20 protein-coding genes are annotated in these 23659 nt (G+C 71.5%); 6 read left to right on the forward strand and 14 right to left on the reverse strand.

Annotated features, from left to right (window positions below; genetic code table 11):
• Window positions 1-22 precede the first annotated feature (22 nt).
• The 7 genes from SLV14N_RS14680 to SLV14N_RS14710 all read right to left on the reverse strand — a co-directional run bounded on the left by SLV14N_RS14680 (window position 23) and on the right by SLV14N_RS14710 (window position 9468).
• Window positions 23-1609 (reverse strand): ABC transporter ATP-binding protein, encoded by a 1587-nt coding sequence (locus SLV14N_RS14680; RefSeq protein WP_263269573.1) that lies wholly within the window; start codon window positions 1607-1609, stop codon window positions 23-25.
• A 219-nt stretch (window positions 1610-1828) separates the two neighbouring features.
• On the reverse strand, window positions 1829-2860 hold the full coding sequence (locus SLV14N_RS14685) for a BMP family protein (protein WP_208681291.1): 1032 nt from the start codon (window positions 2858-2860) through the stop codon (window positions 1829-1831).
• 312 nt (window positions 2861-3172) lie between these two features.
• A complete protein-coding gene (locus tag SLV14N_RS14690) occupies window positions 3173-4432 on the reverse strand; it encodes an amidohydrolase (protein ID WP_263273151.1) in 1260 nt (419 codons plus the stop codon).
• Between the two features lie 151 nt (window positions 4433-4583).
• The gene (locus SLV14N_RS14695) at window positions 4584-5792 is read right to left on the reverse strand and encodes a hypothetical protein (RefSeq protein WP_208681298.1); all 1209 of its coding nucleotides are present in this window, start codon (window positions 5790-5792) and stop codon (window positions 4584-4586) included.
• Window positions 5793-5821: 29 nt separating this feature from the next.
• Entirely contained in the window at window positions 5822-6748 is a 927-nt protein-coding gene (locus tag SLV14N_RS14700; protein ID WP_093637278.1) for an N-acetylneuraminate synthase family protein, read from the reverse strand.
• Window positions 6749-6802: 54 nt separating this feature from the next.
• The gene (locus SLV14N_RS14705; RefSeq protein WP_208681299.1) at window positions 6803-8095 is read right to left on the reverse strand and encodes an acylneuraminate cytidylyltransferase; all 1293 of its coding nucleotides are present in this window, start codon (window positions 8093-8095) and stop codon (window positions 6803-6805) included.
• Between the two features lie 32 nt (window positions 8096-8127).
• Window positions 8128-9468 carry a DUF6716 putative glycosyltransferase gene (locus SLV14N_RS14710; protein WP_317633706.1) on the reverse strand — a complete coding sequence of 447 codons (1341 nt, stop codon included), beginning with the start codon at window positions 9466-9468 and terminating at the stop codon, window positions 8128-8130.
• A gap of 187 nt (window positions 9469-9655) precedes the next feature.
• On the opposite strand from SLV14N_RS14710, the gene SLV14N_RS14715 reads away from it, so the two are divergent.
• The 3 genes from SLV14N_RS14715 to SLV14N_RS14725 are packed head-to-tail and all read left to right on the forward strand — an operon-like array spanning window position 9656 to window position 13139.
• Window positions 9656-10633 carry a glycosyltransferase family 2 protein gene (locus SLV14N_RS14715; protein ID WP_263269577.1) on the forward strand — a complete coding sequence of 326 codons (978 nt, stop codon included), beginning with the start codon at window positions 9656-9658 and terminating at the stop codon, window positions 10631-10633.
• Complete coding sequence (locus SLV14N_RS14720; protein WP_208681302.1) at window positions 10633-11988, forward strand: alpha-2,8-polysialyltransferase family protein; 1356 nt, start codon at window positions 10633-10635, stop codon at window positions 11986-11988. The genes SLV14N_RS14715 and SLV14N_RS14720 overlap by 1 nt, the downstream gene beginning before the upstream one ends.
• Window positions 11985-13139 carry an acyltransferase gene (locus SLV14N_RS14725; RefSeq protein WP_208681303.1) on the forward strand — a complete coding sequence of 385 codons (1155 nt, stop codon included), beginning with the start codon at window positions 11985-11987 and terminating at the stop codon, window positions 13137-13139. Before SLV14N_RS14720 ends, SLV14N_RS14725 begins: the two co-directional genes overlap by 4 nt.
• Before the next feature lie 61 nt (window positions 13140-13200).
• On the opposite strand, the gene SLV14N_RS14730 is transcribed toward SLV14N_RS14725, so the two are convergent.
• Entirely contained in the window at window positions 13201-13893 is a 693-nt protein-coding gene (locus SLV14N_RS14730) for a TetR/AcrR family transcriptional regulator C-terminal domain-containing protein (protein WP_208681304.1), read from the reverse strand.
• Between the two features lie 38 nt (window positions 13894-13931).
• On the opposite strand from SLV14N_RS14730, the gene SLV14N_RS14735 reads away from it, so the two are divergent.
• On the forward strand, window positions 13932-15497 hold the full coding sequence (locus SLV14N_RS14735) for an FAD-dependent monooxygenase (RefSeq protein WP_263269579.1): 1566 nt from the start codon (window positions 13932-13934) through the stop codon (window positions 15495-15497).
• Window positions 15498-15689: 192 nt separating this feature from the next.
• On the opposite strand, the gene SLV14N_RS14740 is transcribed toward SLV14N_RS14735, so the two are convergent.
• On the reverse strand, window positions 15690-17087 hold the full coding sequence (locus SLV14N_RS14740) for a GntP family permease (RefSeq protein WP_263269581.1): 1398 nt from the start codon (window positions 17085-17087) through the stop codon (window positions 15690-15692).
• A gap of 77 nt (window positions 17088-17164) precedes the next feature.
• Window positions 17165-17683, reverse strand: a complete 519-nt coding sequence (locus SLV14N_RS14745; protein WP_208681306.1) for a gluconokinase — start codon at window positions 17681-17683, stop codon at window positions 17165-17167.
• 133 nt (window positions 17684-17816) lie between these two features.
• On the opposite strand from SLV14N_RS14745, the gene SLV14N_RS14750 reads away from it, so the two are divergent.
• A complete protein-coding gene (locus SLV14N_RS14750) occupies window positions 17817-18518 on the forward strand; it encodes a FadR/GntR family transcriptional regulator (protein ID WP_208681307.1) in 702 nt (233 codons plus the stop codon).
• A 27-nt stretch (window positions 18519-18545) separates the two neighbouring features.
• Here the strand turns inward: SLV14N_RS14750 and SLV14N_RS14755 are convergent, their stop codons facing one another.
• Both SLV14N_RS14755 and SLV14N_RS14760 read right to left on the reverse strand, forming a co-directional pair.
• Window positions 18546-18758, reverse strand: a complete 213-nt coding sequence (locus tag SLV14N_RS14755; protein ID WP_026169541.1) for a hypothetical protein — start codon at window positions 18756-18758, stop codon at window positions 18546-18548.
• Between the two features lie 181 nt (window positions 18759-18939).
• Window positions 18940-20538: a methylmalonyl-CoA mutase gene (locus SLV14N_RS14760; protein ID WP_263269584.1), complete on the reverse strand. Its 1599-nt coding sequence runs from the start codon at window positions 20536-20538 to the stop codon at window positions 18940-18942.
• A gap of 137 nt (window positions 20539-20675) precedes the next feature.
• On the opposite strand from SLV14N_RS14760, the gene SLV14N_RS14765 reads away from it, so the two are divergent.
• Window positions 20676-21551 carry a L,D-transpeptidase family protein gene (locus SLV14N_RS14765; protein ID WP_263269586.1) on the forward strand — a complete coding sequence of 292 codons (876 nt, stop codon included), beginning with the start codon at window positions 20676-20678 and terminating at the stop codon, window positions 21549-21551.
• A gap of 258 nt (window positions 21552-21809) precedes the next feature.
• Here the strand turns inward: SLV14N_RS14765 and SLV14N_RS14770 are convergent, their stop codons facing one another.
• Window positions 21810-22856: a hypothetical protein gene (locus tag SLV14N_RS14770; protein WP_263269588.1), complete on the reverse strand. Its 1047-nt coding sequence runs from the start codon at window positions 22854-22856 to the stop codon at window positions 21810-21812.
• Complete coding sequence (locus SLV14N_RS14775) at window positions 22856-23632, reverse strand: RNA polymerase sigma factor (RefSeq protein WP_263273153.1); 777 nt, start codon at window positions 23630-23632, stop codon at window positions 22856-22858. The genes SLV14N_RS14770 and SLV14N_RS14775 overlap by 1 nt, the downstream gene beginning before the upstream one ends.
• Between the last annotated feature and the right edge of the window lie 27 nt (window positions 23633-23659).

Below are 23659 nucleotides of genomic sequence, written 5' to 3' on the forward strand. Positions count from 1 at the left end.
GCGGGGTTCTTGGTGGAGGTGCTCACTGCTCGTCCCCCTCCTGCTCACCGGCGTCGTGCGACGCACCCTCGTCCGGCGCACCCTCGTCCGGCGCACCCTCGTCCGGCGCACCGTCTTCCGGCACACCGTCGTCCGACGCGCTGAGGTGGCCTCTGGCGGCACCGGTCATGGCGGAGCCCAACTCCTCCGGGGTGATGACGGCGGGGTCCGCGTCCGCGACCAGCCGGCCCCGGTACATCACCCGCAGGGTGTCGGACAGCCCGATCAGCTCGTCCAGGTCGGCAGAGATCAGCAGCACCGCCAGGCCCTCGCGGCGCGCCTCGCGGATCTGTTCCCAGATCTGCGCCTGCGCACCGACGTCGACCCCGCGGGTGGGGTGGGCGGCGATCAGCAGCTTGGGGTGGTGGCTCATCTCCCGGCCGACGATCAGCTTCTGCTGGTTGCCGCCGGAGAGCGAGGACGCGGTGACCTCGATGCCGGGGGTGCGCACGTCGTACTCCTCGACGATGCGCGCGGTGTCCCTGCGGGCGCCGGGGAGGTCGAGGAGCTTGCCCTTGCTGTTGGGGCGCTCGGTGACATGGCCCAGGATGCGGTTCTCCCACAGCGGGGCTTCCAGCAGCAGGCCGTGGCGGTGGCGGTCCTCGGGGATGTAGCCGATGCCGCCCTCGCGCCGGGCGCGGGTGGAGGCCCCGGACAGGTCCTTGCCGTCCAGGGTCAGGGTGCCGCGGTCGGGGCGGCGGGTGCCCATGACGGCCTCGACCAGCTCGGCCTGGCCGTTGCCCTCGACACCGGCGACGCCCAGTACCTCGCCCTTGTGGATGGTGAAGGAGATGCCGTCCAGTACGGTGCGGACCACTCCGTCGGAGTCGGTCGCGGAGAGGTGGACGTCGCTGACGCGGAGCATCTCCTCGTCCGTGACCGTCGATTCGCGGGTCTCGGGGGACGGCAGTTCGCTGCCGACCATCAGCTCGGCCAGCTGCTTGGGGGTGGTCCCGGACGGTTCGACCGAGGCCACGGTGGTGCCGCGCCGTATGACGGTGATGTCGTCGGCGACCGAGAGCACCTCGCCCAGCTTGTGCGAGATGAAGATGACGGTCAGGCCCTCGGACTTGAGCTCGCGCAGGTTGTCGAAGAGCGCGTCGACCTCCTGCGGGACCAGGACGGCGGTCGGCTCGTCGAGGATGAGGGTGCGGGCGCCGCGGTAGAGGACCTTGAGGATCTCCACCCGCTGGCGGTCGGCGACACCGAGGTCCTCGACCAGGACGTCGGGCCGGATGTTCAGCCCGTACGCGTCCGAGATCTCCTTTATCTTCGCGCGGGCGCCGGCACCGATGCCGTGCAGCTTCTCCGCGCCGAGAACGGTGTTCTCCAGGACGGTGAGGTTGTCGGCGAGCATGAAGTGCTGGTGCACCATGCCGATGCCGCGGGCGATGGCGTCGCCCGGGGTGTGCAGGGTGACCTGCTCGCCGCCCAGCGCGATGGTGCCCTCGTCCGGCTTCTGCATGCCGTAAAGGATCTTCATCAGGGTGGACTTGCCGGCACCGTTCTCGCCGCACAGGGCGTGGACGGTGCCGCGGCGCACGGTGAGATGGATGTCGTGGTTGGCCACGACGCCGGGGAACCTTTTGGTGATTCCGCGGAGTTCTACAGCGGGGGCGTCCGGGACGGCGGGACCGCTGCTCGTGGATGCTGCGTTGATGGCGCACTCCCCTCAGGGATGAAGGAGCGGAAAGGACGGAAAGTCAGGGACCGGAAGGTCACAAGGGGGACGGGGGCTCGCCCCCGGGGGTCCGGCGCTGCGGCGCCCCGGGGCGGCGGTGGTCCCGGGCTACGGCGTCTCCTTGACCTTCACCTTGCCCTCGATGATCTTCTTCCGGGCCGCGTCGATCTGCGGCTGGATGTCCTTGATGAACCCGCCCGAGGTCGCGAGCGACACCCCGCTGTGCTTGAGGTCGTAGGCGTGGATGCCGGTCAGCGGCTTGCCGTCCTCGGCGCTCTTGATCAGGTCGAACACGGCCACATCGACGTTCTTCACGACCGAGGTGAGGATCCGGTCCTTGTAGCGGGCCAGGCCCGGCTGCTGGTACTGGTCCGAGTCCACGCCGATCGCCCAGGCGCCCTTGGCCTTGCTGACCGCCTCGATGGTCCCGGCGCCCGACTGCCCGGCCGCCGTGTAGATCACATCGACACCGCTGTCGAGCATGCCGCCGGCCTTGGCCTTGGCGGCGGCCGGGTCGTTGAACCCCTTGTCGTTGTTGGGGTACAGGTACTGCGAGGTGACCTTGGCCTTCGGGTCGGTGTCGCGGACCCCCTGCTCGAAGCCGGCCTGGAACTTCTGGATCAGCGCGTTGTTCACGCCACCGATGAAGCCCACCTTGTGGGTCTTGCTCTTCAGCGCGGCCGCGACGCCCGCCAGATACGAGCCCTCGTGCTCGGCGAAGACCATCGCATCGACGTTCTTGCCCTCCGGCACGGCGTCCACGACACCGAAGGTGGTGTCGGGGAAGTCCTTGGCCACGTTCTGCACGGACTGGCTGTAGGCGAAGCCGACGCCGATGACCGGGTTGTAGCCGGCCTCGGCGAAGGAGGTGAGCCGCTGCTCGCGGTCCGCCTCGGTCTCGCCGTTCTTGGCGGTGAGCATCTTGACGTTGACGCCCAGCTTCTTGGTCGCGTTCTCCGCACCGCGGGCGGCCGCCTCGTTGAACGAGTGGTCGTCCCGGCCGCCGATGTCGAAGGCCAACCCGACCCCCGCGTGTTTGGCGCGGTTGGCCTCGGCAAAGCTCTGACCGCACGCAGTGGCGGTGAGCGCGAGGACCGCGGTGGCGGTGGCCGCGGCGGCAATCCTGATGACCCGACGCACGGGGCCTTCCCTTCGCTCTAAGCGCCCCCATTGGCGCTGGCTTGTCGGGAGATTAACGCGCGTAGACCTGGCGCAAAACCCTCCACTGCGTGGACGTTATCGATTCGAGGCGTAGGGCACCTGAACGAAACACGCGCGGGCGATATGCGAAGCCCGTCCCGGCAAGATGCCGAAACGGGCCGATATGCGGGCTTTACGGGCAGTGGGCTGCTTTATGGGGGTGGACCGGGGCGTCAAGGCGGCGGTGGCCCCGCCGGCGCCGCGGTCCGGGCCCGCCGTCCCGCGGCACAACGCCGCCCGGACGCTCGGCGATCAGTCCGGAAGATCCCCGTCCAGCAGCGCCGCCGCCGTGAAGAGCTCCACGCCCACCTTGATCGCCTGTTCGTCCACGTCGAAGTCGCCGCGGTGCAGATCCCGGTGCGTGGGGTCGGCGGGCGGGTGGACGCCGAGGCGGGCCATGGCGCCGGGGACGTGTTCGAGGTACCAGGAGAAGTCCTCGCCGCCCAGGGACTGCTCGGTGTCCTCGATGGCGCCCTCGCCGCGGCGGGCGGCCATCGCGGAGTGCAGCAGCTGGACGGTGACCGGCTCGTTGACCACCGGCGGCACCCCGCGGACGTAGGTGATCTGCGACTTCGCGCCGTGCAGCGCGGCGACCTCGTCGATCGCCGCATGGACCAGGTCCGGAGCCTGCCGCCAGGCGTCGAGATCGAGACAGCGGACCGTGCCGGAGAGTTCGGCGTGCTGCGGGATGACGTTGCAGGCGTGGCCGGAGGCCAGCCGGCCCCAGGTGACGGCCAGGCCGGCGCGGGCATCGACCCGGCGGGCCAGCAGCGCCGGTACGTCCAGGGCGACCCGGGACGCGGCGGTGACCATGTCGGTGGTCAGGTGCGGGCGGGCGGTGTGGCCGCCGGGGCCGTCCAGCTCGACCTCCAGCCGGTCGCAGGCCGAGGTGATCGCTCCCGTACGGAGCCCGATGCGGCCGGCGTCGACGCGCGGGTCGCAGTGGACGGCGAGGATCCGGCCGACGCCGTCCAGGGCGCCGGACTCGATCGCGTCGGAGGCGCCGCCGGGCAGCACCTCCTCGGCGGGCTGGAAGAGCAGCCGCACGGGGCGCGGCAGGGCGCCGGCGCGGGCCAGCTCGGCCAGGACCAGACCGGCGCCGAGGACGACGACGGTGTGCACGTCATGGCCGCAGGCGTGCGCGCGGCCGGCGACCGTCGAGGCGTAGTCGACGGTCTTGGTGTCCGGGATGGGCAGCGCGTCGATGTCCGCGCGCAGTGCCAGCAGGGGGCGGTCGGGGGCGGCCGCGACGGCCCGTCCGTCCGCCGTGGCGTCCCGTGTGCCGATGTCACACACCAGGCCGGTGCCGGTGGCCAGTACCCGGGGCCGCAGACCGGCCCGCTCCAGCCGCTCCTTGAGCGCCGCGGTGGTCCGGAACTCCTGGTTGCCGAGTTCGGGATGCCGGTGCAAGTCGCGTCGGAAGGCGCTGAGTTCGGCGCGCAGCGGCTCGGGAAGGGCGCCGGGGAGCAGATCCCCGGCGGGGGTACGGACGGCGCTGACATCTCGGGACATCACGTGGTTCACCTGTGGAAGGTTACGGGTCCCGATGGGGCAACTGTCCTTCGATCAACAAAAGTTCAGCCCGTTAGGGGAAGAAAATCTAGGCCGCTCGGCGCATGGACGGTTTATGCGACGGGTATGCAGTAAGGCTTCCCGCTCTCCTTCAGCCGGTGGCCATCCGCTGGGTGAACGGCAGTCGCTGCACGTCGCGGGCGGTGCCGGTGACCCCGTCGAGGAAACCCTGGGCCCGCGGTGAGGCGTTGGCCGTCAGCCACTCCGGATCGATGTCGCAGACCGCGACCTTGACCTCCGTACCCAGCAGCGCCAGCGGCAGGGTGTGCACCACGGTGGAGGGGAAGCTGACGATCAGCCCTCCGATGGGGCCGCGGCGGGCGATCAGTTCGAGGGGCAGATCGGGCCGTACGATCTCCAGGCCGGTCTCGGCCACGAGGCGGTGCAGCTTTTCGGTGCTCTCCTTGCGGTGTGCGAAGTAGCGGGTGGCGCCGTGCGTACGGGCCAGGGTGCGGACCGCGGACAGGTAGCGGTCGGCGTCGACGACTCCGGTCTCCACCAGCGAGGTGCCGACGATATCGGCGGCGCGGGTGAGCCGGGGCGGGCCGAAGCGGCCGCGGGTCCAGGCGAACTCGTTGGTGGTGACCTCGACGCCCGGCGGTGCCTCGACGGGCATCGAGCTGAACAGGCCGACGGTGCGCCGGCCGCCCTCGGGCGCCGGGGTGAGCCGGCGCCGGGCGGTGGCCGAGAACGGCGCGAAGACCAGGTCCCGCGCACCGCGTCCGCTGCCGTTGCGGTGCCAGCGCACCAGCCGTTCACCGCGGGCGAGTTGGGAGATGAACTCCATGGTGGCGGTGCCGTCGTCGACCACGACCAGATCGCGCGCCCTGGCGAGGGAGAGCAGCAGCTGGACGTAGCGGGAGAACGGGTCGCCGATGACCACGCGGCGGGCGCGGCGCAGCAGCGGGGTGAGGCCGCCGATGGTGCGCATCGGCGCGGTCGGACCACCGCGGGCCTCCTCCCAGCGCACCGTATGGCCTTCGTCGCGGGCGAGTTCGGCCATCCGCCGCAGCTGGCCGCGGGTCATCGGGTCGTGCGGGGAGAGCACGACGACGGTGAGCTCGGCGGCCTGTGCCGTGTGCGCCCATTCCAGGACGTTCAGCAGCTGCACCGGGCTCTCGACGAACGCGAGGGTGTCGGTGTCCCGGGCTGCCGCACGCGGCGCACCGGAGCGTGCGGTCCGGCGCTGCCGCGGCACCCCCCGGAGACGACGGGCGGGAGAACCCGTCGTCTCCGGGGGCGGAACCTCGGCGCCGGGCGTGCCGGGCACGGCGCGGGTCCCTTCAGGTGAGCTCACCATGGCTCCCGTCGGTTCGTCGGCCGGGGCCGTCAGACGGCGGCCGGCTCGGCGGCCTCGGCCTCGGCCACCACGCCGGTGACGCGGCGCAGCTTCTTCATCGGGCCGAGCTCGCTCTCGTAGACCTTCTTGACGCCGTCACCGAGGGACTCCTCGATGGTGCGGATGTCGCGGACCAGGCGGGACAGGCCGCCGGGCTCGACGGAGGCGGCCTGGTCGGAGCCCCACATGGCGCGGTCGAGGGTGATGTGGCGCTCGACGAAGGTGGCGCCGAGGGCGACCGCGGCGAGGGTGGTCTGCAGACCGGTCTCGTGGCCGCTGTAGCCGATCGGGACGTTCGGGTACTCGTCCTGCAGGGTGTTGATCATGCGCAGGTTGAGCTCCTCGGCCTTGGCCGGGTAGGTGCTCGTGGCGTGGCAGAGCAGGATGTTCTCGCTGCCCAGGACCTCGACGGCGTGCCGGATCTGCTTGGGGGTGGACATGCCCGTGGAGAGGATGACGGTGCGGCCGGTGGCGCGCATGGCGCGCAGCAGGTCGTCGTCGGTGAGCGAGGCGGAGGCGACCTTGTAGCAGGGCACGTCGAACTTCTCCAGGAAGGCGACGGACTCGACGTCCCACGGGGAGGCGAACCAGGCGATGCCGCGCTTCTTGCAGTACTCGTCGATGGCGCGGTAGCCGTCCTCGTCGAACTCCACACGGTGGCGGTAGTCGATGTAGGTCATCCGGCCCCAGGGGGTGTCGCGCTCGATGTCCCACTGGTCGCGCGGGGTGCAGATCTCCGGGGTCCGCTTCTGGAACTTCACCGCGTCACAGCCGGCGTCGGCGGCGGCGTCGATCAGCGCGAACGCGTTCTCCAGGTCGCCGTTGTGGTTGATGCCGATCTCGCCGGTGACGTAGACGGGGCGGCCGGGGCCGGCCTCGCGGGAGCCGAGGGTGCGGAGGCGGGAGTTGCTGCTCATGGGGAGGGTTCCTTCGCGTTGATAAGGGGGTGTGCGGGGGTGGGGTCTGGTGGGTTACAGGGACGGGCCCAGGAGCCAGCCGGCGATCTCTCGGATCGCGCCGCTGCCTCCGGGCGTCGCGGTGACGGCGCGGGCCGCGCCGCGCACCACGTCGTGCGCCCCGGCGACGGCCACGGGCCAGCCGACGAGGTCGAAGCACGGGAGGTCGTTGACGTCGTTGCCGACGTAGAGCACGCGCTCGGGCGCGATGCCCGCTTCCTCGCACCACTGCTTGAGGGCGAGGTCCTTGCGGTCGATGCCGTGCAGGACGGGCACCTGCAGCTTGCGGGCCCGTGCGGCGACGACCGGGTTGGTCTCCGAGGACAGGATCAGCAGCTTCAGCTCCGCCCTGCGCAGGGCGGCGATGCCGAGGCCGTCGCCGCGGTGGACCGCGACGATCTCCCGTCCGTCGGCGTCGATCAGCACCCGGTCGTCGGTCTGGGTGCCGTCGAAGTCGAGGACGACGGCGTCGATGTCGTCCATGGTGGGCAGGGCGCCGGGCCGCGGGGCGTCCAGCAGCGGGGCCAGCGCACGGGCGCGGGCCAGGTCGTGCGGATCGTCGATCTCCAGCACCCGGGCCGGGTCGGTGCGCACGAGTTCGGTGCGCCCGAAGAAGCGGTGGCCGCTGGTGCGGAAGCCGGCCGCGTCCATGGCGTAGGCGGCGCCGGTCTCCAGCAGGTCCTGGGGGCGGTCCTGGCGGCGCGGCCGGAAGGACTTGTCGTGGTTGACGCCGTAGCCGCCCGTGGTGGTGACGGTGGCCGGGGCGGTGGCGGTGGACTGTGCGGGGAGCGTGGCGGCGGCCGGGCTTGCGGTGTCCGCCGTGCCCAGGCCCGCGTCGTCAGCCGCGTCCCGCCAGACGAAGCCGTGGAACGGTGCCACGGTCAGCGCGCTGTCGGCGCCGCCCTCGACGACCGCGGCGGCGACCCCGTCGATGTCCTCGCGGACGATGAAGGGGCTGGTGCACTGGACCAGCAGCACCGCGTCGACCCGGGCGCCCTGCTCGGCCTCGTAGGCGTCCATGGCGTGCAGGACGGCGGCCTCGCTGGTGGCGGTGTCGCCCGCGATGTCGCCGGGGCGCCGTATGACGACCGCTCCGGCGCCGCGGGCCGCGGCCGCGATCCCGGCGTCGTCGGTGGACACCACGACATCGGTGACCAGGCGGGCGGCACGGCACTCGCGGACCGCACGGGCCACCAGGGGCACTCCCCCGACGGCGGCGAGGTTCTTGGCGGGCACGCCCTTGGATCCGCCGCGGGCGGGGATGACGGCAACCACGGTGGGCGGGCTGCTCTGCGGGTTCGGCGGCATGTCGGGCTCCTTCCGGGAGCTGGCCTGGGTGGTCACAGCTGCCCCCAGCGGCGGATGGCGGGGGCGACGCGCTGGACGCCGTGGCGATAGGCGCCGCGGGCGGCCTCGCGGACCGTTTCGCGGGCGACCCGGCGCAGTCCGCCGGTCTCCTCGGGGGCGTCCGCGTGGCCGGCGACCGGCTCGCCGTGCGGGTCCAGGCCGTGCCGGGCGAGGATGCCGGGGAGGTAGCCGGGGGCGGTGCGGGCTGTGTAGTAGGGGGTGAGCGGCGGCAGCCGGTCGGCGGTGCGCAGCGAGGTGACCCGGGCGCGGGCCACGTCGAAGGCCTGCTCGTAGTCGCCTTCGGCGGCGACTCCCTGGCGGGCGAGCCACTCCGGGTCCGGCTCCGGGCGGTGCCCGGCGTCCAGCTCGTCCCAGGAGGCCAGGCAGCCGGAGCCGAGGAAGTGGTGGTTGCCGAGGACCTCGCGGATGCCGAGGTCGGTGAGGACGGCGGTGGGGATGCCGCGGTGCAGCGACTCCAGGGCGGCGGTCGAGCTGACCGTCACCATCAGGTCGGTGCGGTCCAGGACCTCGCCCATGTTGCCGTACACCAGGCGGCAGTTGGCGGGGAGTCCGCCGGGGGCCTTGGCGGCGAGCTTCTGGTAGGGCAGTTCCTCGATGTGGGTGGTGTGCTCGCCCGGCTTGCTGCGGAGCTTGATCAGCACCTCCCGGTCCGGGTGCCGGCGGGCGTGCTCGACCGCCCGGCGCAGCAGGTAGGTGCGGTCGGCGCGGCTGTCCGGGACGGAGGGCTGGGCGGCGAACACCACGGTGTAGGGGGTGTGCGCGCCGGTGTAGCGCGCGCCGCCGAGGAACGGCAGGGCGCATTCGACGACACTGCTGTCGTCGGCGCCGACCCCTCGGTACACCGCGCGGAAACGGTCCGCGTCGTGCCGGGAGTTGGCGAGGACGACATCCGCGCCGTGCCGCAGCAGCAGCCCGTCGGCGAGCTTCTCGTAGACGACCCCGACATAGCCGGTGACGACGACGGGGCGGGTGGCGGCGCCGCGCCAGGCGTGGGCCAGGCCGTGCAGCATCGCTTGCACCGCTCCGCCTACACAGGCCAGCACGACGACGTCGTAGCGCGTACGGTCGAGGGACCGGACGCCGTCCTGCATCCGCGCCAGGAAGTCGACGCCCCTGATTTCGCGCAGCGATTCCGCACGGGCGCCGACCTCGTCGAGCTGGCGGACCGTGGGAGTGGCGCGGCCGCGGAGAAGGTAGCCGTCGAGCCGGATGTCCGATTGGATTCGGTACGCTGTCAAAGCGCCCCATTTCCACCGGGTATCCGAGTCGGCGAGTACGGCGACCCGCGGCGAAGAGTTGGTACGTGATGGCACGTCCAAGACGCTAGGAAGGCATTCCGTTGGACGGGCCAACTGGGCCGCAACAAAGGGTTAACAGCGGGTCGACGAATGGCTAACCGGCCCGATAGTCGGCCTGGTTAACCATCCCGCCATTCTTCGTTCACCTTGAGGTCCGCACCCGGTAAAGACGAATGCCGTCTGCGCACCTAACGTCACCAGGGTGGTTAAGCTCTCCGTCATCGTGCCGTTCTACAACGTGCAGACATACGCGCCCGACACCCTGAAAAGCCTGGCGGCCAATGCCCGCGAGGACTTTGAATTCCTGCTCGTCGACGACTGTTCGCGCGACGAGACCCCGGAGATTCTCGCGCGCGCCGAGCGTGAGCTGCCGGGCGCCAGACTGCTGCGGCACAGCCAGAACGGCGGCCTGGCCACCGCCCGCAACACCGGTCTGGACGAGGCCCGCGGCGAGTACGTCACCTTCCTGGACGGCGACGACTGGCTCGCTCCCGGCTATTACCCCCAACTTCTCTCCACGATCGAAGAGTTGGGGTGTGATTTCGTCCGTACCGACCATGTCCAGTGCACCGCCCGCGCGCGCAGCGTCCACCGGGTCCCGCACGGCCGGCGCGGGGTGGTGATGGACCCGCGCGAGGTGATCCTGCCCGCCGACCGCTCCACCTCCGTCGACTACGCGTTCGCCTGGGCCGGGATGTACCACCGCCGGCTGCTGGACGACGGGGTACTGCATTTCAAGGACGGGCTGCGCACCGCGGAGGACCGGCCGTGGATCTGGCGGCTGCACCGCGAGGCGAAGTCCATGGCGGTGGTCGGATTGCTCGGTGTTTTCTACCGGCGGGGCGTGGCATCTTCCCTGACCCAGATCGGTGATGTGCGGCAATTGGACTTCATTCGTGCCTTCGATCAGGTGATCGAAGAAACGGCGCAGGACCGTGCTGCGGATCTTCTGCTGCCAAAGGCGGTGCGCACTTATTGCGCGATCATTTCCCACCACCTCGGTTCGATCGAACGGTTCGAACCGCAGGTCGCCCGTAAATTGCGAACGATGAGTGCCGCGGCCATGAAACGTATGCCGCAGGACGTACTGAAGGAAGCCCTGGATTCGATGGATGTGCAGCGCGCGTCCCGGCTGCGGCGGCTGCGCCGTCGCCCTGTCCCGGCGGAGGTCGCCGCCTGATGTCCACCCGACCGCGTACCCAGATCTTCATGGCGTCCACCCTCTATGGCGCGGCGACCCTCGCCGCGGCGCTGGACGCCGACTGTTTCGCCCCGGCCGACCGCCGGCTGCTGCTGCTCAGCAACAACGCGACGAACCCGGAGACCGCCGCGTCGCTGGACACCATGCCGGGCTTCGCGCGGCTGCGCGGCCGCTTCGACCGGGTGCTGTCGTGGAACGAGACGATCAGCCCGTTCCACCCCGGCGGCTGGTCGCCGCGCTCGGACGATGTCCCGCTGTGGGAGCGGCATCTGCGGCTGCTGTGGGGCCTGGGTGACGACCGCGTCGAGCTGGTCGTGGAGTCCATCCAGGTCAACCCGGCGCTGGCGCTCGCCCAGCTGTTCCCCGACGCGCCGATCGATGTCTACGCCGATGGTCTGATGAGCTACGGCCCCACCCGCAACAAGCTCGATCCGCTGATCGGCACCCGGATCAACCGGCTGCTGCATCTGGACCTGGTGCCGGGCCTGACGCCGCTGCTGCTCACCGAGTTCGACGTCGAGCCGCAGACCGTGCCCACCGACGCCTTCACCAAGGTGCTCTCCGAACTCTCCGACGCCAGTGGCAGGTTGGAGGTCCCGGAAGGGGCGGCGCTGCTGCTCGGCCAGTACCTCTCCGCGCTGGGCATCCTCACTCCCGAGGAGGAAGAGGAGCTGCATGTGCGGATGGTGCGCGGCGCCGTCGAGCGCGGCCACCGCGAGATCGTCTTCAAACCGCATCCGTCCGCGCCGGCCCGCTGGTCGCGGCTGCTGGAGCGGGAGGCCGAGAAGCTGGACATCGCGCTGACCGTGCTGGACAGCCCGGTGCTGGCCGAGGTGCTCTACCAGCGGATGCGGCCCGCGCTGGTCGTCGGCTGCTTCTCCACCGCGCTGCTGACGGCCGCCACCTTCTACGGGCTGCCGACCGCGCGGACCGGCACCGGACTGCTGCTGGAGCGGCTGACGCCGTATCAGAACAGCAACCGGATGCCGGTCACGATCGTGGACGCGCTGGTGCCGGACCTGGGTGACCTCAGCGAGCGCCCTCGGGCCCATGCCACCGCCGAGAGCGTCGAGGGCCTGGTCAGCGCGGTCGGCTATGCGATGCAGCACCAGATCTATCCGCAGCTGCGGCCGTCCGCCGAGCGCTATCTCGCGGCTCACCTCGACATCCACACCCGGCGCTACTTCAAGCGCCGCCGGCTGACGGCGCTGGCGCTGCCCGGGGCGATCCCGTCGCAGCTGTCGTTCATTCCGCGCAATGCCACCGTCCGCAGGGTCGCGCGCCGGGCGCGTGCGGTGCAGCGGCGGCTGAAGAAGCGGGCCGCGTTCGGATGACCACCACCCAGCTGACGACCGGCGCACCGCCCGCCGCGCCGGATCTCGTCACCCCCGCACCGCAGCCCGCCATACGGGGGCGCAGCCGCACCGGTGCCTCGCGGCTGCGCGCCCTCGACGGGCTGCGGCTGCTCGCCGCGCTGATGGTCGCCGCGTACCACTACGGGGGGCGCGACGGCGAGATAGCGCAGGCCTGGGGCGGTTCACCGGCCGGGCAGTTCCCCACCGCGGCACCGCTGTTCGCCTATGGCTGTCTGGGCGTCCAGATCTTCTTCGTGATCAGCGGCTTTGTGATCTGCCTCAGCGGCTGGGGGCGGACGCTGCGGGCCTTCATCGCCTCGCGGGTCTCCCGTCTCTATCCGGCGTACTGGGTCGCGATCCTCTTGGTCACCGCGGTCTTCGCGCTCCCCTGGGTCGCCTACAAGGCGCTGTCACCGAGCGACGTACTGACCAATCTGACCATGCTGCAGCAGCCGTTGGGCGTGGATCGGGTGCTGGGGGTGTGCTGGACGCTCTGGGCGGAGATGCGCTTCTACGCGCTCTTCGCGCTCTGTGTCGTCCTGCCCGGCGCCACCCGCGGCCGCGTGGTGCTCTTCTGCGCGGGCTGGACGCTGGCCGCCGCACTCGCCCAGACCGCCCACGAGCCCATCCTCGACACCGTCCTGATGCCCGAGTACGCCCCGTTCTTCATCGGCGGCATCGGTCTGTACCTGCTGCACCGCTATGGCGCCCGCGACCCGATCGCCTGGGCGATAGTGCTGGTCAGCTGGCTGATCGGGCAGCATTACGCGGTCGCCAGACTGTGGCACTCGGCGTCGGCCGACGGTTTCTCCTACCGCTCGACGGCCGGCATCGTCGCCGTCGTCACCCTCGGCTTCGCCCTCGTCGCGGCGGTGGCACTGGGCAAGCTGCGGTGGGCGAACTGGCGCTGGCTGACCGTCGCCGGTGCGCTGACCTACCCCTTCTACCTCGTGCACGAGCACCTGGGCTGGGTCGTGGTGCGGGCGCTGCACCACGGTGTCGGGCTGCCCTCGTACGCGACGCTGTTGCTGACCGTGGGCCTGATGCTGCTGCTCGCCTGGTTGCTGCACCGCTTCATAGAGCGCCCGCTCACGCCCGTTCTGAAGCGGTCCATCGACCCGCGTCGGTGACCGGTCGGCCGGCCTGCACGGTTGACCGGTCGACCGACCCGCGCCGGGACCGTCCCCCGGTTCAGCTCCGGCGCTCCTGGCCGGCCGTGGCCTCGATCCCGGCGACGATGATGCGCAGTCCGGCCTCGAAGCTCCGGTCGAGGTCGCCGAACATCTCCTCGCCGGCGATCGCCGCGAGCGGATAACCCGCGCCGATCTTCTCCGCGCGCAGTTCCACGTCGTAGGCCGGATCGCGGGCCTCGGGGTCGCGGCCCTCCGGCTCACCGGGGTCCGGGTAGACCGACTGCTCCTCGATCACCAGGCCGACGGTGTAGTTGTAGGCGGTCCACCACCCCTGGGCCGCCTCGCGCACGGTGAAGCCCACATCCGTGAGGCTGCGGAGCAGGCCGTCCAGCGGCCCGGCATAGCTGTCGTCGGTCATCCGGGTACCGCTGAAGACCTTGCCGCCGTCGCGGTAGCCGAGCAGCTCACGGCGCAGCCCCCGGCAGGCGACGAGGAGGGTCTCCTGCCAGGAGTGGCCCTGTCCGGCCCCCTCGGCCCCTTCCCACTCCAGCGACGCGGCCATCCGCCGGAACATCTCGGTGGCCATCTCGTCCAGCAGTTCCTGCTTGTTCTTGAAATGCCAGTAGAGCGCGGGTGCCTGGACGTTCAGCTCCTTGGCGATACGCCGCAGGGTGAGCCCGTCGAGGCCGACCTCGTTCAGCAGCCGCAGAGCGGTGTCGACGACCTGTTTCCGGTCGATGCGCGAAACCATGTTGACAACTTAACACCGTTAAAGCCACCCTCGGAATCATGGAACTTAACAACGTTAAGGACGCGGCGGGTGTGATGGACGACCTCCCCACCACCGTCGACGTACTGATCGCCGGCGCCGGCCCGACCGGCCTCGCCCTCGGCATCGACCTCGCCCGGCGCGGAGTGCGCGCGCTGCTCGTCGAGCGGCAGGAGCAGCTCTCGCGCGGCGCCCGCGGCACCGGTCTGCAGCCGCGCACCCAGGAGGTCTACGACGACCTCGGCGTGCTGGCGGCCATACAGGCGGCCGGCGGGCTCTACCCGAAGACGGCCCGCTGGGAGAAGGGCCGGATCGTCGAGATCAGCGAGATGATCGAGCGGGTCGACCCGACACCCGCCGTGCCCTACTCGAACGGCCTGATGGTGCCGCAGTTCCGCAATCAGGAGCTGCTGCTCGCGCGCCTCCAGGAGCTCGGTGGCGGGGTGCTCCTCGGCACCGAACTCACCGCCTTCACCCAGGACTCCGACGGGGTGACGGCCCGTCTGCGCGGCGCCGACGGGGTGGAGCACAGCGTGCGCGCCGCCTATCTGGTCGCTGCCGACGGCGGACGCAGCACCGTACGCCGGGCGCTGGGCATCGGGATGAGCGGCCCGTCGCTGCCGGCCGGCGCCGCGGTGCTCGCCGATGTCCGGGTGGACGGCCTGGACCGGGACCACTGGCACCGCTGGAACCTGCCGGACAACGGGTTCGTCGCCCTCCTCCCCCTCGCCGGTACCGACTACTTCCAGACCTTCGTCGTCGCCGGCGGCACGACGGACACCTCGCCCGAGGCGGTCCGCGCCCTGCTCGCTGCCCACACCCACCTCGCCGCCGAGCAGATCCGCGAGGTCCTGTGGTCCTCCCTCTACCGCCCCAGGGCGGGCATGGCCGACGCCTTCCGCGACGGCCGGGTCTTCCTGGCCGGCGATGCCGCGCACATCCACTCCCCGGCAGGCGGCCAGGGGTTGAACACCAGCGTCCAGGACGCCTACAACCTCGGCTGGAAGCTCGGCCAGGTACTGCGGCACGGCGCCCCCGACACCCTGCTCGACAGCTACGAGACCGAGCGCCGGCCGATCGCCGCGCGCATCCTCGACACCAGCACCCGGCTGCACCGCTCCGGCTCCCTGCGCCGCGGCCGGGACCTGCACCAGCTCGACATCGGCTACCCCGACAGCCCGCTGACGAGGGAGCTGCGCACGGACCTCGCCGAGGGCGTGCCCGCCGCCGGCGAGCGGGCCCCCGACGCCCCGTGCACCACGGCCGACGGCCGGCCCACCCGGCTCTTCGACGCCTTCCGGGGCCCGCACTTCACCCTGCTCACCCTCGGCGCGACCGACCTCGACGACACCGCCCTCCCGGCCGATCCGGCGCTGCTGCGCGTCGTCCGCGTCGGCGGCCCGTCCCCCGATCTGCTCGACACCGACGGCCATGTCCGCGACGCCTACGGCAGCGGCCCCGCCGTCCTCCTCATCCGCCCCGACGGCTATCTCGCCCTCGCCACACCGGCCGAGGACGCCACGGCCCGGGTCAGCGCGGCCCTCGGGACGTACCTCGGCGCGGGCACGGCGCGGGCGGCCCGGTGACCACCGCGGGCCGGCTCGGCGGGCCGGCCCGCCCTCAGGCGAAGACCCACCCGGGTGCGCACGAGGCCGTACCAGCGGGGAATCCGCTCGTACGGCCTCGTGCCGGGACGGGCGCCTGAGGGGGGGTGAGGCGCCCGGGGCGGTGACCCGCCCGGAAAGAACAGCGGTCCGACGGACCGGGCCCTAGGCCCCCTATAGGACCAGCGACAGCAGGAGCACGCAGACGATCCCGACCACCGAGATCAGCGTCTCCATCACCGACCAGGTCTTCAGCGTCTGGCCGACGTTCATCCCGAAGTACTCCTTGACCAGCCAGAACCCGGCGTCGTTGACATGGCTGAAGAACAGCGAGCCGGAGCCGATGGCCAGCACCAGCAGCGCGGCATGAGGGGTGCTCATCTCCGCGGCGAGCGGGGCGACCAGTCCGGCGGCGGAGATGGTGGCGACGGTCGCGGAGCCGGTCGCGAGCCGGATGGTGACCGCGATCAGCCAGGCCAGCAGCAGCGTGGAGATGTTCCAGCCCTTGGAGATGTCCAGGATCATCTGGCCGACGCCGGCGTCCACCAGCGTCTGCTTGAAGCCGCCGCCCGCGCCGACGATCAGCAGCACCCCGGCGATCGGGCCGAGCGACTTCTCGACGGTGGCGGCGATCCGGCCCCGGGTGAAACCGGCTGCCCGCCCGAGCGTGAACATCGCGACGAGGACGGCGGTGAGCAGCGCGATCAGCGGCGAGCCCACGACATCGAAAACCCGCTGGACGGTGTGCTCCGGGTTGTCGATGACGATGTCCACCAGCGCCTTGGCCAGCATCATCACCACCGGCAGCAGCACGGTGGCCACGGTGATCCCGAAGCCGGGCCGCTTCTCCAGGTCGTCGGAGGTGCGCTCGGGCACCAGATTCTCCGGCGGCTGGATGTCGACCCAGCGGGCCGCGTAACGGGAGAAGACCGGACCGGCGATGATCATGGTCGGGATGGCGACGACCACTCCGAGCGCGAGCGTGACCCCGAGGTTCGCGCCGACCGCGTCGATCGCCACGAGCGGCCCCGGGTGCGGGGGTATCAGCCCGTGCATGACGGACAGTCCGGCCAGCGCCGGGATGCCGATGCGCATCAGCGAGAAGTTGCCGCGCTTGGCGACCAGCAGCACCACCGGGATCAGCAGCACGATGCCGACCTCGAAGAAGATCGGCAGCCCGACGATCCCGGCGATCAGCACCATCGCCCAGGGCATCGCCTTCCGGCTCGCCTTCGCCAGGATCGTGTCGACGATCTGGTCCGCACCGCCGGAGTCGGCCAGCAGCCGCCCGAGGACGGCACCGAGCGCGATCAGTACACCGGTACCCGCGACCGTCGTCCCCAGGCCCGCCGAGAAGCTGGTGATGGTCTTGTCGAGCGAAGCGCCGGCCACCGCGCCGAGCACCAGCGAACCGATGATCAGCGCCAGAAAGGCATGCAGCTTGAACTTGGTGATGAGCAGGACGATGACGGCTATGCCGGCCAGGATGGCGATGCCCAGCTGCGCGTGACCGGCCGTGGTGATCGGCTCGGCCGCGTCCGCTGCGAGCATCTCGACGCTGAGATGTGTCACGGCGATTCCCTTGGTTGGACGGAGGGGGAAGGGGGTGCTGCGTTACCTGTGGGGGGAGTTCGGGTGAGGGGGGCGTCCTAGCCGTCCGCCGCGTCCCTCGCGCGCAGTGCGGCCACCGCCCGCCCGGCGATCTCCTCCGGGGTGCCGGCCACATCGACGGTGACACCGGCCTCGTCGGCCCCGGGCGGTTCGAGCGTGGCGAACTGGGAGTCCAGCAGCACGGTCGGCATGAAGTGGCCCTTGCGCTCGGCCATCCGCTCCTCGATCAGCGCGCGCTCACCGGTGAGGTGCAGCAGGACGATGCCGGGGGCGACGGCACGCAGCCGGTCGCGATAGGCGCGCTTGAGCGCGGAGCTGCTGACCACCCCGCCGCGCCCGGCCCGCTCGCGGGCCCAGGCTCCTATGGCATCCAGCCAGGGGCCCCGGTCGTCGTCGTTCAGCGGGATGCCCGCCGACATCTTGGCGATGTTGGCCGGCGGATGGAAGTCGTCACCCTCGGCGTACGGGACGCCCAGTGCGCCGGCCACCAACGGGCCGATCGTGGTCTTGCCGGTGCCGGCCACGCCCATCACGACGATCACGTCGGGGGTGCTCATCCCGTGGTACCTCGCTGTCTTCATCGACCTCGTGCGGGCCCCACTGAAACCCATTAGGTACGACGTATTCAAGAGCCCGTGATGCAAACGTCATACTTAATTGGCCGAGGGGCCGGGAACGTAGGCTTGGCCCATGGAAAACGAGGGGAAGGGACTGCACGCACGGGTGCTGGAGTCCCTCGGACCCGCGATCACTGCGGGCGACTACCCTCCGGGCACGGTCTTGCGTACGGACGAGCTGGAGCAGCGCTTCGACGTCTCACGCACGGTCATCCGCGAGGCGATCCGGGTACTGGAATCCATGCAGCTGGTCGCCTCCCGGCGCCGGGTGGGGGTGACTGTCCGGCCCACCGAGGAGTGGAACGTCTACGACCCGCGGGTGATCGGCTGGCGACTGGCCGGCCGCGACCGCCCGCGCCAGCTGCGCTCGCTGACCGTGCTCCGCTCGGCCGTCGAACCGGTCGCCGCGGGCCTGGCCGCCCAGCACGCCACCCCCGAGCAGTGCGCCCGGCTCACCGAAGAGGCGATGGGCATGGTCGCCACCTCACGCGGCCAGCAGCTCGACGCCTACCTCGTCCACGACATGGCCTTCCACCGAGTGGTGCTGACCGCCTCCGGCAATGAGATGTTCGCCCGGCTCGGCGATGTGGTCGCCGCCGTCCTGACCGGCCGCACCCAGCACCATGTGATGTTCACCGACCCCGACCCGGCCGCCGTCACGCTCCATGTGCAGGTCGCGGAAGCCGTCCGCACCGGCGACGCGGCGCGGGCGGAATCCCTGACCCGCGAGATCACCGCCGGCGCCATGGCCGAACTGGACGTCCTCGCACCGTAGTTGACCGCGCGGGCGGCGCGCCCCCGTTCAGAACAGCGGCTGCTGCCCCGGGATCGGCGGCTCCTCCGGGTCGAACAGCTTCTCCGCCGGCGCCATCATCGGCGCCATCCTGCGCGACCCCGGGCAGGAGATCAGCTCCAGCACCGTCCGCCGGCCGGGCGGGTCATGGCGGGCGAAACGGCCGCCGACAACGGCGATCTCTCGGGTGCAGATGGGGCACGCGCGGCGGGGTGACGACATGGCACCAGTGTGACGCAGGTCAGCTCACCGGTCACAAGCTCCCGCACCCGCACCGCGAACGGCCACGCCACCCGCCGGGCATCAGCAACCGACCCCGCCACCCACCGGAACCCGCCGCTGTCACCGCCACCGCCACCTCCCCCGCGCACCGCCATCAGCCCCAACTGCCCCAACTGCCCACTCAGAACGCGTCCGTCGGCACATACGTCCCCCACACCCCCCGCAGCGCATCGCACACCTCGCCCACCGTCGCCCGCGCACGCAGTGCCTCGCGCATCGGATAGAGGACGTTGTCCGTGCCCTCGGCGGCCTTCTGGAGATCTCCCAGAGCCGCGGAGACCGTGCGCTGGTTGCGGCGGGCCCGCAGGGTGGCGAGCCGTTCGACCTGCTGGGCCTCGATCGCGGGGTCGACCCGCAGCGGCTCGTAGGGCTCCTCCTCGTCCAGCTGGAAGCGGTTGACGCCGACCACGACCCGCTCGCCGGCGTCCGTCTCCTGCGCGATGCGGTAGGCGTTGCGCTCGATCTCCTCCTTCTGGAAGCCCCGCTCGATGGCGGCCACCGCACCGCCCATGTCCTCGACCCGCCGCATCAGCGCCACGGCCGCCTCCGCCACGTCGTCCGTCATCGACTCGACGGCGTAGGACCCGGCGAACGGGTCGACGGTGGCGGTCACATCGGTCTCGTACGCCAGCACCTGCTGGGTCCGCAGCGCGAGCCGGGCCGACTTGTCCGTGGGCAGGGCGATCGCCTCGTCGAAGGAGTTGGTGTGCAGCGACTGGGTGCCGCCGAGCACGGCGGCGAGCCCCTGGACGGTGACCCGGGCGAGGTTCACCTCCGGCTGCTGGGCGGTGAGCTGCACGCCCGCGGTCTGGGTGTGGAACCGCAGCATCATCGACTTGGGGTTCTTCGCACCGAACTCCTCCCGCATCACCCGGGCCCAGATCCGGCGCGCGGCACGGAACTTGGCGACCTCTTCGAGCAGCGTGGTGCGGGACACGAAGAAGAACGACAGCCGGGGCGCGAAGTCGTCCACGTCCATCCCGGCGGCCACGGCCGTACGCACATAGGCGATGCCGTTGGCGAGCGTGAAGGCGATCTCCTGTGCGGGCGAGGCACCCGCCTCGGCCATGTGATAGCCGGAGATGGAGATGGTGTTCCAGCGGGGGATCTCGGCCCGGCAGTACTGGAAGATGTCCGCGGTCAGCCGCAGCGACGGCTGCGGCGGGAAGATATAGGTGCCCCGCGCGATGTACTCCTTGAGCACATCGTTCTGGATGGTCCCGTTCAGCTGACCGGCCGCCACCCCTTCCTCCTCCCCCACCAGTTGGTAGAGGAGCAGCAGCAGCGCGGCGGGTGCGTTGATCGTCATCGACGTCGACACCTTGTCCAGCGGGATGCCGCCCAGCAGCACCCGCATGTCCTCGACGGAGTCGATGGCCACCCCGACCTTGCCGACCTCGCCGGAGGCGATCGGGGTGTCGGAGTCATGGCCCATCTGGGTCGGCAGGTCGAAGGCGACCGAGAGCCCCGTCGTGCCGTGGGCGATCAGCTGCCGGTAGCGGGCGTTGGATTCGCGCGCGGTTCCGAAGCCGGCGTACTGCCGCATCGTCCACGGCCGCCCGGTGTACATCGACGGATAGACCCCCCGGGTGAAGGGGTAGAGGCCGGGCACGCCGAGCCTGCGCTCCGGGTCCCAGCCGTCCAGCGCCTCCGGCCCGTACACAGGCTCGATGGGCAGACCGCTCTCGTTGTACCGCACACTGCCCGACTCGTGCGCCATGGGTGTACGCCTCCCATTGGGTGACCGGTTCGTCCGGGTTTACGCCTTGCTGACAGCATGCCCGCAGGTTCGCCGCCCCGCAGCACTGGGAAGAGTCACCGATGGCCGGTCGGGCCGCCGAGATCCGGGGGTTGCGCATGCAGCGGAGCAGGGGAAGACGTACGGCGCCGGCGGTGGCCGCGGTGCTGGTGGTGGCGGCGCTCGCGGTGGGCTGCCGCCCCGTGACGGTCACCGGGGCCGGTTCCCCGGACAGCAAGGGCACCCGCTACGCCCCCACCACTCCCGCTCCCCCACCGCTCGGCTCTCACCCGCCCCCCGCGCACGCCCGGCACACCACCAAGCCACATCCCCCGCGCACCGCCCACCACACACCCGCGGCCCCCAGGCCGCTGATGGCGCCGGGCTCGCGCGGCGCACAGGTCCGCGAACTCCAGGCGCGGCTGGCCCAGCTGGGCCTGTTCGACCGCACCCCGACGGGCTATTACGCCTCGGTCACCGCCTCCGCGGTCCGCGCCTTCCAGCGGCGGCAGGGCCTGCCCCGTACGGGCACCGTGCAGCCCGCGGCCTGGCGCGCACTGCGCTCACAGACCCGCCGGCCGTCACACGCGGAGCTCCACCCGCCCACCACCCGGCCGGTCGGCACCCCCGATCCGCGCTGCATGCGGGGCAGGGTGATCTGCATCAGCAAGCGGAGCAATACGCTCACCTGGGTGGTCAACGGCCGGATCGTCTCGGCGATGGATGTCCGCTTCGGCTCGCAGTACACCCCCACCCGCGAGGGCACCTTCCACATCACCTTCAAGAGCCGCCACCACGTCTCGACGCTCTTCCACACGGCCATGCCCTACGCGATGTTCTTCAGCGGCGGCCAGGCCGTCCACTACTCAGCGGATTTCGCCGCCCACGGCTACCGCGGCGCCTCCCACGGCTGCGTCAACGTCCGCGACAAGAAAAAGATCGCCGCCCTGTTCGCCACGGTGAAGGGGGGCACCAAGGTGGTCGTCCACCGCTGACCCGCACACCATCCATCGGGCCCAGCCCCACGCTTTGACCGAAGCGAAAATTGAGGCACCCCCACCCACGGATCCACCTCCGCGAGAGCGCGCGCCGGCTTAGGCGCAAAAAGGGGGCGCGGGCAGGGCCGGGGGAACGTGCCCCGCCCGCGCCAGATGCGCTGAGCCGTGGGTACGGGGGGAACCCCGGCTCTTCGCGCAGCCGATGACCAGTCGGCTTCATTCAGTACTGCGTCACCGGTTCAAAAAACGTCACACCTACGGGGTGGCGGTTGTGCTCGGGACGGCGTGCCCGGGGTCCGTGGTGGTCGCCGAGGGCGTGGGGGCCGGGGCGGTCGCGCCGGGGCCGGGGGTGGTGCCGGGTGTCTGGGAGGGGTGCTCGTCGTCGTCCTCGTCGCCGCCCGAGCCGCCGCTCTGTCCGGTGCCGCCGGAGTCGCCCGTGCCGCCGCCGAAGCCGTCGTCGCTGCCCGTGCTGCCGCCGTCCTGGTAGCGCGCCAGGTAGGCGCGGCAGAAGAGGTGCACCTTCTCCGGGCCGCCGGCCTTGCGTTCGAGGCGTCGCAGGGTGTCGCGGTCCATGCCGTCGCGTTTGCCGGACTCGTAGTTCTGGCACAGGGCGAGCAGCACGTTCTTCGTGTCGCCCCGGCCGGGCGGCCGGGTGCCGTCGCCGCCGGGCTTGTCGTCGCGTCCGGTGCCGCCGCTGGGGGTGCCGCGGCCGGGGCGCTCGGTGGCGCCGGGGCTGCTGCCGGGTGCGGGGGTTCCGGTGGGGCCGGTTGATTCCCCGCCGGGGGAGGCGTCGGGGGTGTGCCCCGTGGTGCCGTCGGTCTGGGCGCCGGGCTCGCGGGTGTCGAGCGGGCCGGGGCTTTCGGCGGCGGAGACGCTGGAGGCGGGTGAGGGTTCGCCGCCCCGGAAGGGGCTGGGCAGCACGCCGGTGCCGGCGCCGACGGCGACGCCGCCGATGGCGCAGGCGGCGAGCGCGACGGCGAAGCCGCGCCGGAAGGGGCGGCCGAGGCGGGCGCGTTCGGCGAGGCCGGTGGTGTGTGCGGTGCGCATAGCCGGGAACGGTTCATCGGCGGGGCGGTCGCGTGCGCCGGCGCCGCTGCGGGCGGCCTGCCGGAACGCGGCGACGGCGGCCTCTTCACCGGGGAGTTCGGCGGTGCCGGGCGTCTTGGCGCCGACCGCGGAGGCGGCCTGCAGGAGCTGTTCGAGTTCGCGTGCGCCGTCACCGTGCCGGGCGCTGACCTGTTCACCGCGCAGCAATCGCTCCGCGGTGTCCTTGTCGAGCCAGTTGTACCGGTCGTCGGCCATCACATGTCCTTCTGCGTTCGTGCGGCCGTTTCCGTCACACCTGGTACGTACGATTCCGCCACGCCGTCGCGGCGCCTTCTGCCCTGTACGGGCACCCCACTCACCGTTCCACCACCTCGGCGCGGGCCGACTGAGGGCCGGCCGGAGGGGGCGCCTTCTTGCTGGTCGGCGCCGTCTTCGCCGCCGTCCTGACTGCTGTCCTGCCGTCCGCCCGGGCCGGCTCCCGGCTCCTCGCCGAGGAGCTCGGCGAGCCGCCGCAGCCCGCGGTGTGCGGCGGTGCGCACCGCGCCGGCCCGTTTGCCGAGCACTTCCGCGGCGCTCTTGGCGTCGAGCCCGACCACCACCCGGAGCACCACGGCCTCGGCCTGGTCCTGCGGCAGCCGGGCTATCAGCCGCATGGTGCGGCCGGTGCCCAGTGCTTCGAGTGCTTCGCCCGCGGTGTCGGACACAGCGGGGGTGTCGGCCAGTTCACTTTCGTCGCCGCCGATCGCCGGGCGGCGGCCGCGCATCCGGATGTGGTCGAGGGCGCGGTTGCGGGCGATACGGGCGGCCCAGCCGCGGAAGCGGTCGGCGTCGCCGCTGAAGCGGGCGAGGTCACGGGTGATCTGGAGCCAGGCTTCGGAGGTGACGTCCTCTACGTCCGGTTCGCCCACCAAGGTCCGCACATACCCCAGGAGTCGGGGATGTACGGCGCGGTAGACGGTACGGAACGCCGCCTCGTCGCCACCCTGCGCCGCCTGCACGGCCACCGTCAGCCGACGGTCGTCCGGCTGAATGTCGTCCCCTCGCACGGGTCCATCCTG

Origin of the sequence: Streptomyces sp. Je 1-4 4N24 (assembly GCF_026239515.1) — a bacterium.
GTDB classification, from domain to species: domain Bacteria; phylum Actinomycetota; class Actinomycetes; order Streptomycetales; family Streptomycetaceae; genus Streptomyces; species Streptomyces nigrescens.

Excerpts from the sequence above, each read along its gene's own strand:
- SLV14N_RS14770 (WP_263269588.1), bottom strand. The coding sequence starts at position 22,856 with ATGGCCGACGACCGGTACAACTGGCTCGACAAGGACACCGCGGAGCGA.
- SLV14N_RS14705 (WP_208681299.1), bottom strand. The coding sequence starts at position 8,095 with ATGCCGCCGAACCCGCAGAGCAGCCCGCCCACCGTGGTTGCCGTCATC.
- SLV14N_RS14695 (WP_208681298.1), bottom strand. The coding sequence starts at position 5,792 with ATGGTGAGCTCACCTGAAGGGACCCGCGCCGTGCCCGGCACGCCCGGC.
- SLV14N_RS14725 (WP_208681303.1), top strand. The coding sequence starts at position 11,985 with ATGACCACCACCCAGCTGACGACCGGCGCACCGCCCGCCGCGCCGGAT.
- SLV14N_RS14760 (WP_263269584.1), bottom strand. The coding sequence starts at position 20,538 with ATGGCGCACGAGTCGGGCAGTGTGCGGTACAACGAGAGCGGTCTGCCC.
- SLV14N_RS14765 (WP_263269586.1), top strand. The coding sequence starts at position 20,676 with ATGCAGCGGAGCAGGGGAAGACGTACGGCGCCGGCGGTGGCCGCGGTG.
- SLV14N_RS14700 (WP_093637278.1), bottom strand. The coding sequence starts at position 6,748 with ATGAGCAGCAACTCCCGCCTCCGCACCCTCGGCTCCCGCGAGGCCGGC.
- SLV14N_RS14690 (WP_263273151.1), bottom strand. The coding sequence starts at position 4,432 with ATGTCCCGAGATGTCAGCGCCGTCCGTACCCCCGCCGGGGATCTGCTC.
- SLV14N_RS14735 (WP_263269579.1), top strand. The coding sequence starts at position 13,932 with ATGGAACTTAACAACGTTAAGGACGCGGCGGGTGTGATGGACGACCTC.
- SLV14N_RS14720 (WP_208681302.1), top strand. The coding sequence starts at position 10,633 with ATGTCCACCCGACCGCGTACCCAGATCTTCATGGCGTCCACCCTCTAT.
- SLV14N_RS14745 (WP_208681306.1), bottom strand. The coding sequence starts at position 17,683 with ATGAGCACCCCCGACGTGATCGTCGTGATGGGCGTGGCCGGCACCGGC.
- SLV14N_RS14750 (WP_208681307.1), top strand. The coding sequence starts at position 17,817 with ATGGAAAACGAGGGGAAGGGACTGCACGCACGGGTGCTGGAGTCCCTC.
- SLV14N_RS14730 (WP_208681304.1), bottom strand. The coding sequence starts at position 13,893 with ATGGTTTCGCGCATCGACCGGAAACAGGTCGTCGACACCGCTCTGCGG.
- SLV14N_RS14755 (WP_026169541.1), bottom strand. The coding sequence starts at position 18,758 with ATGTCGTCACCCCGCCGCGCGTGCCCCATCTGCACCCGAGAGATCGCC.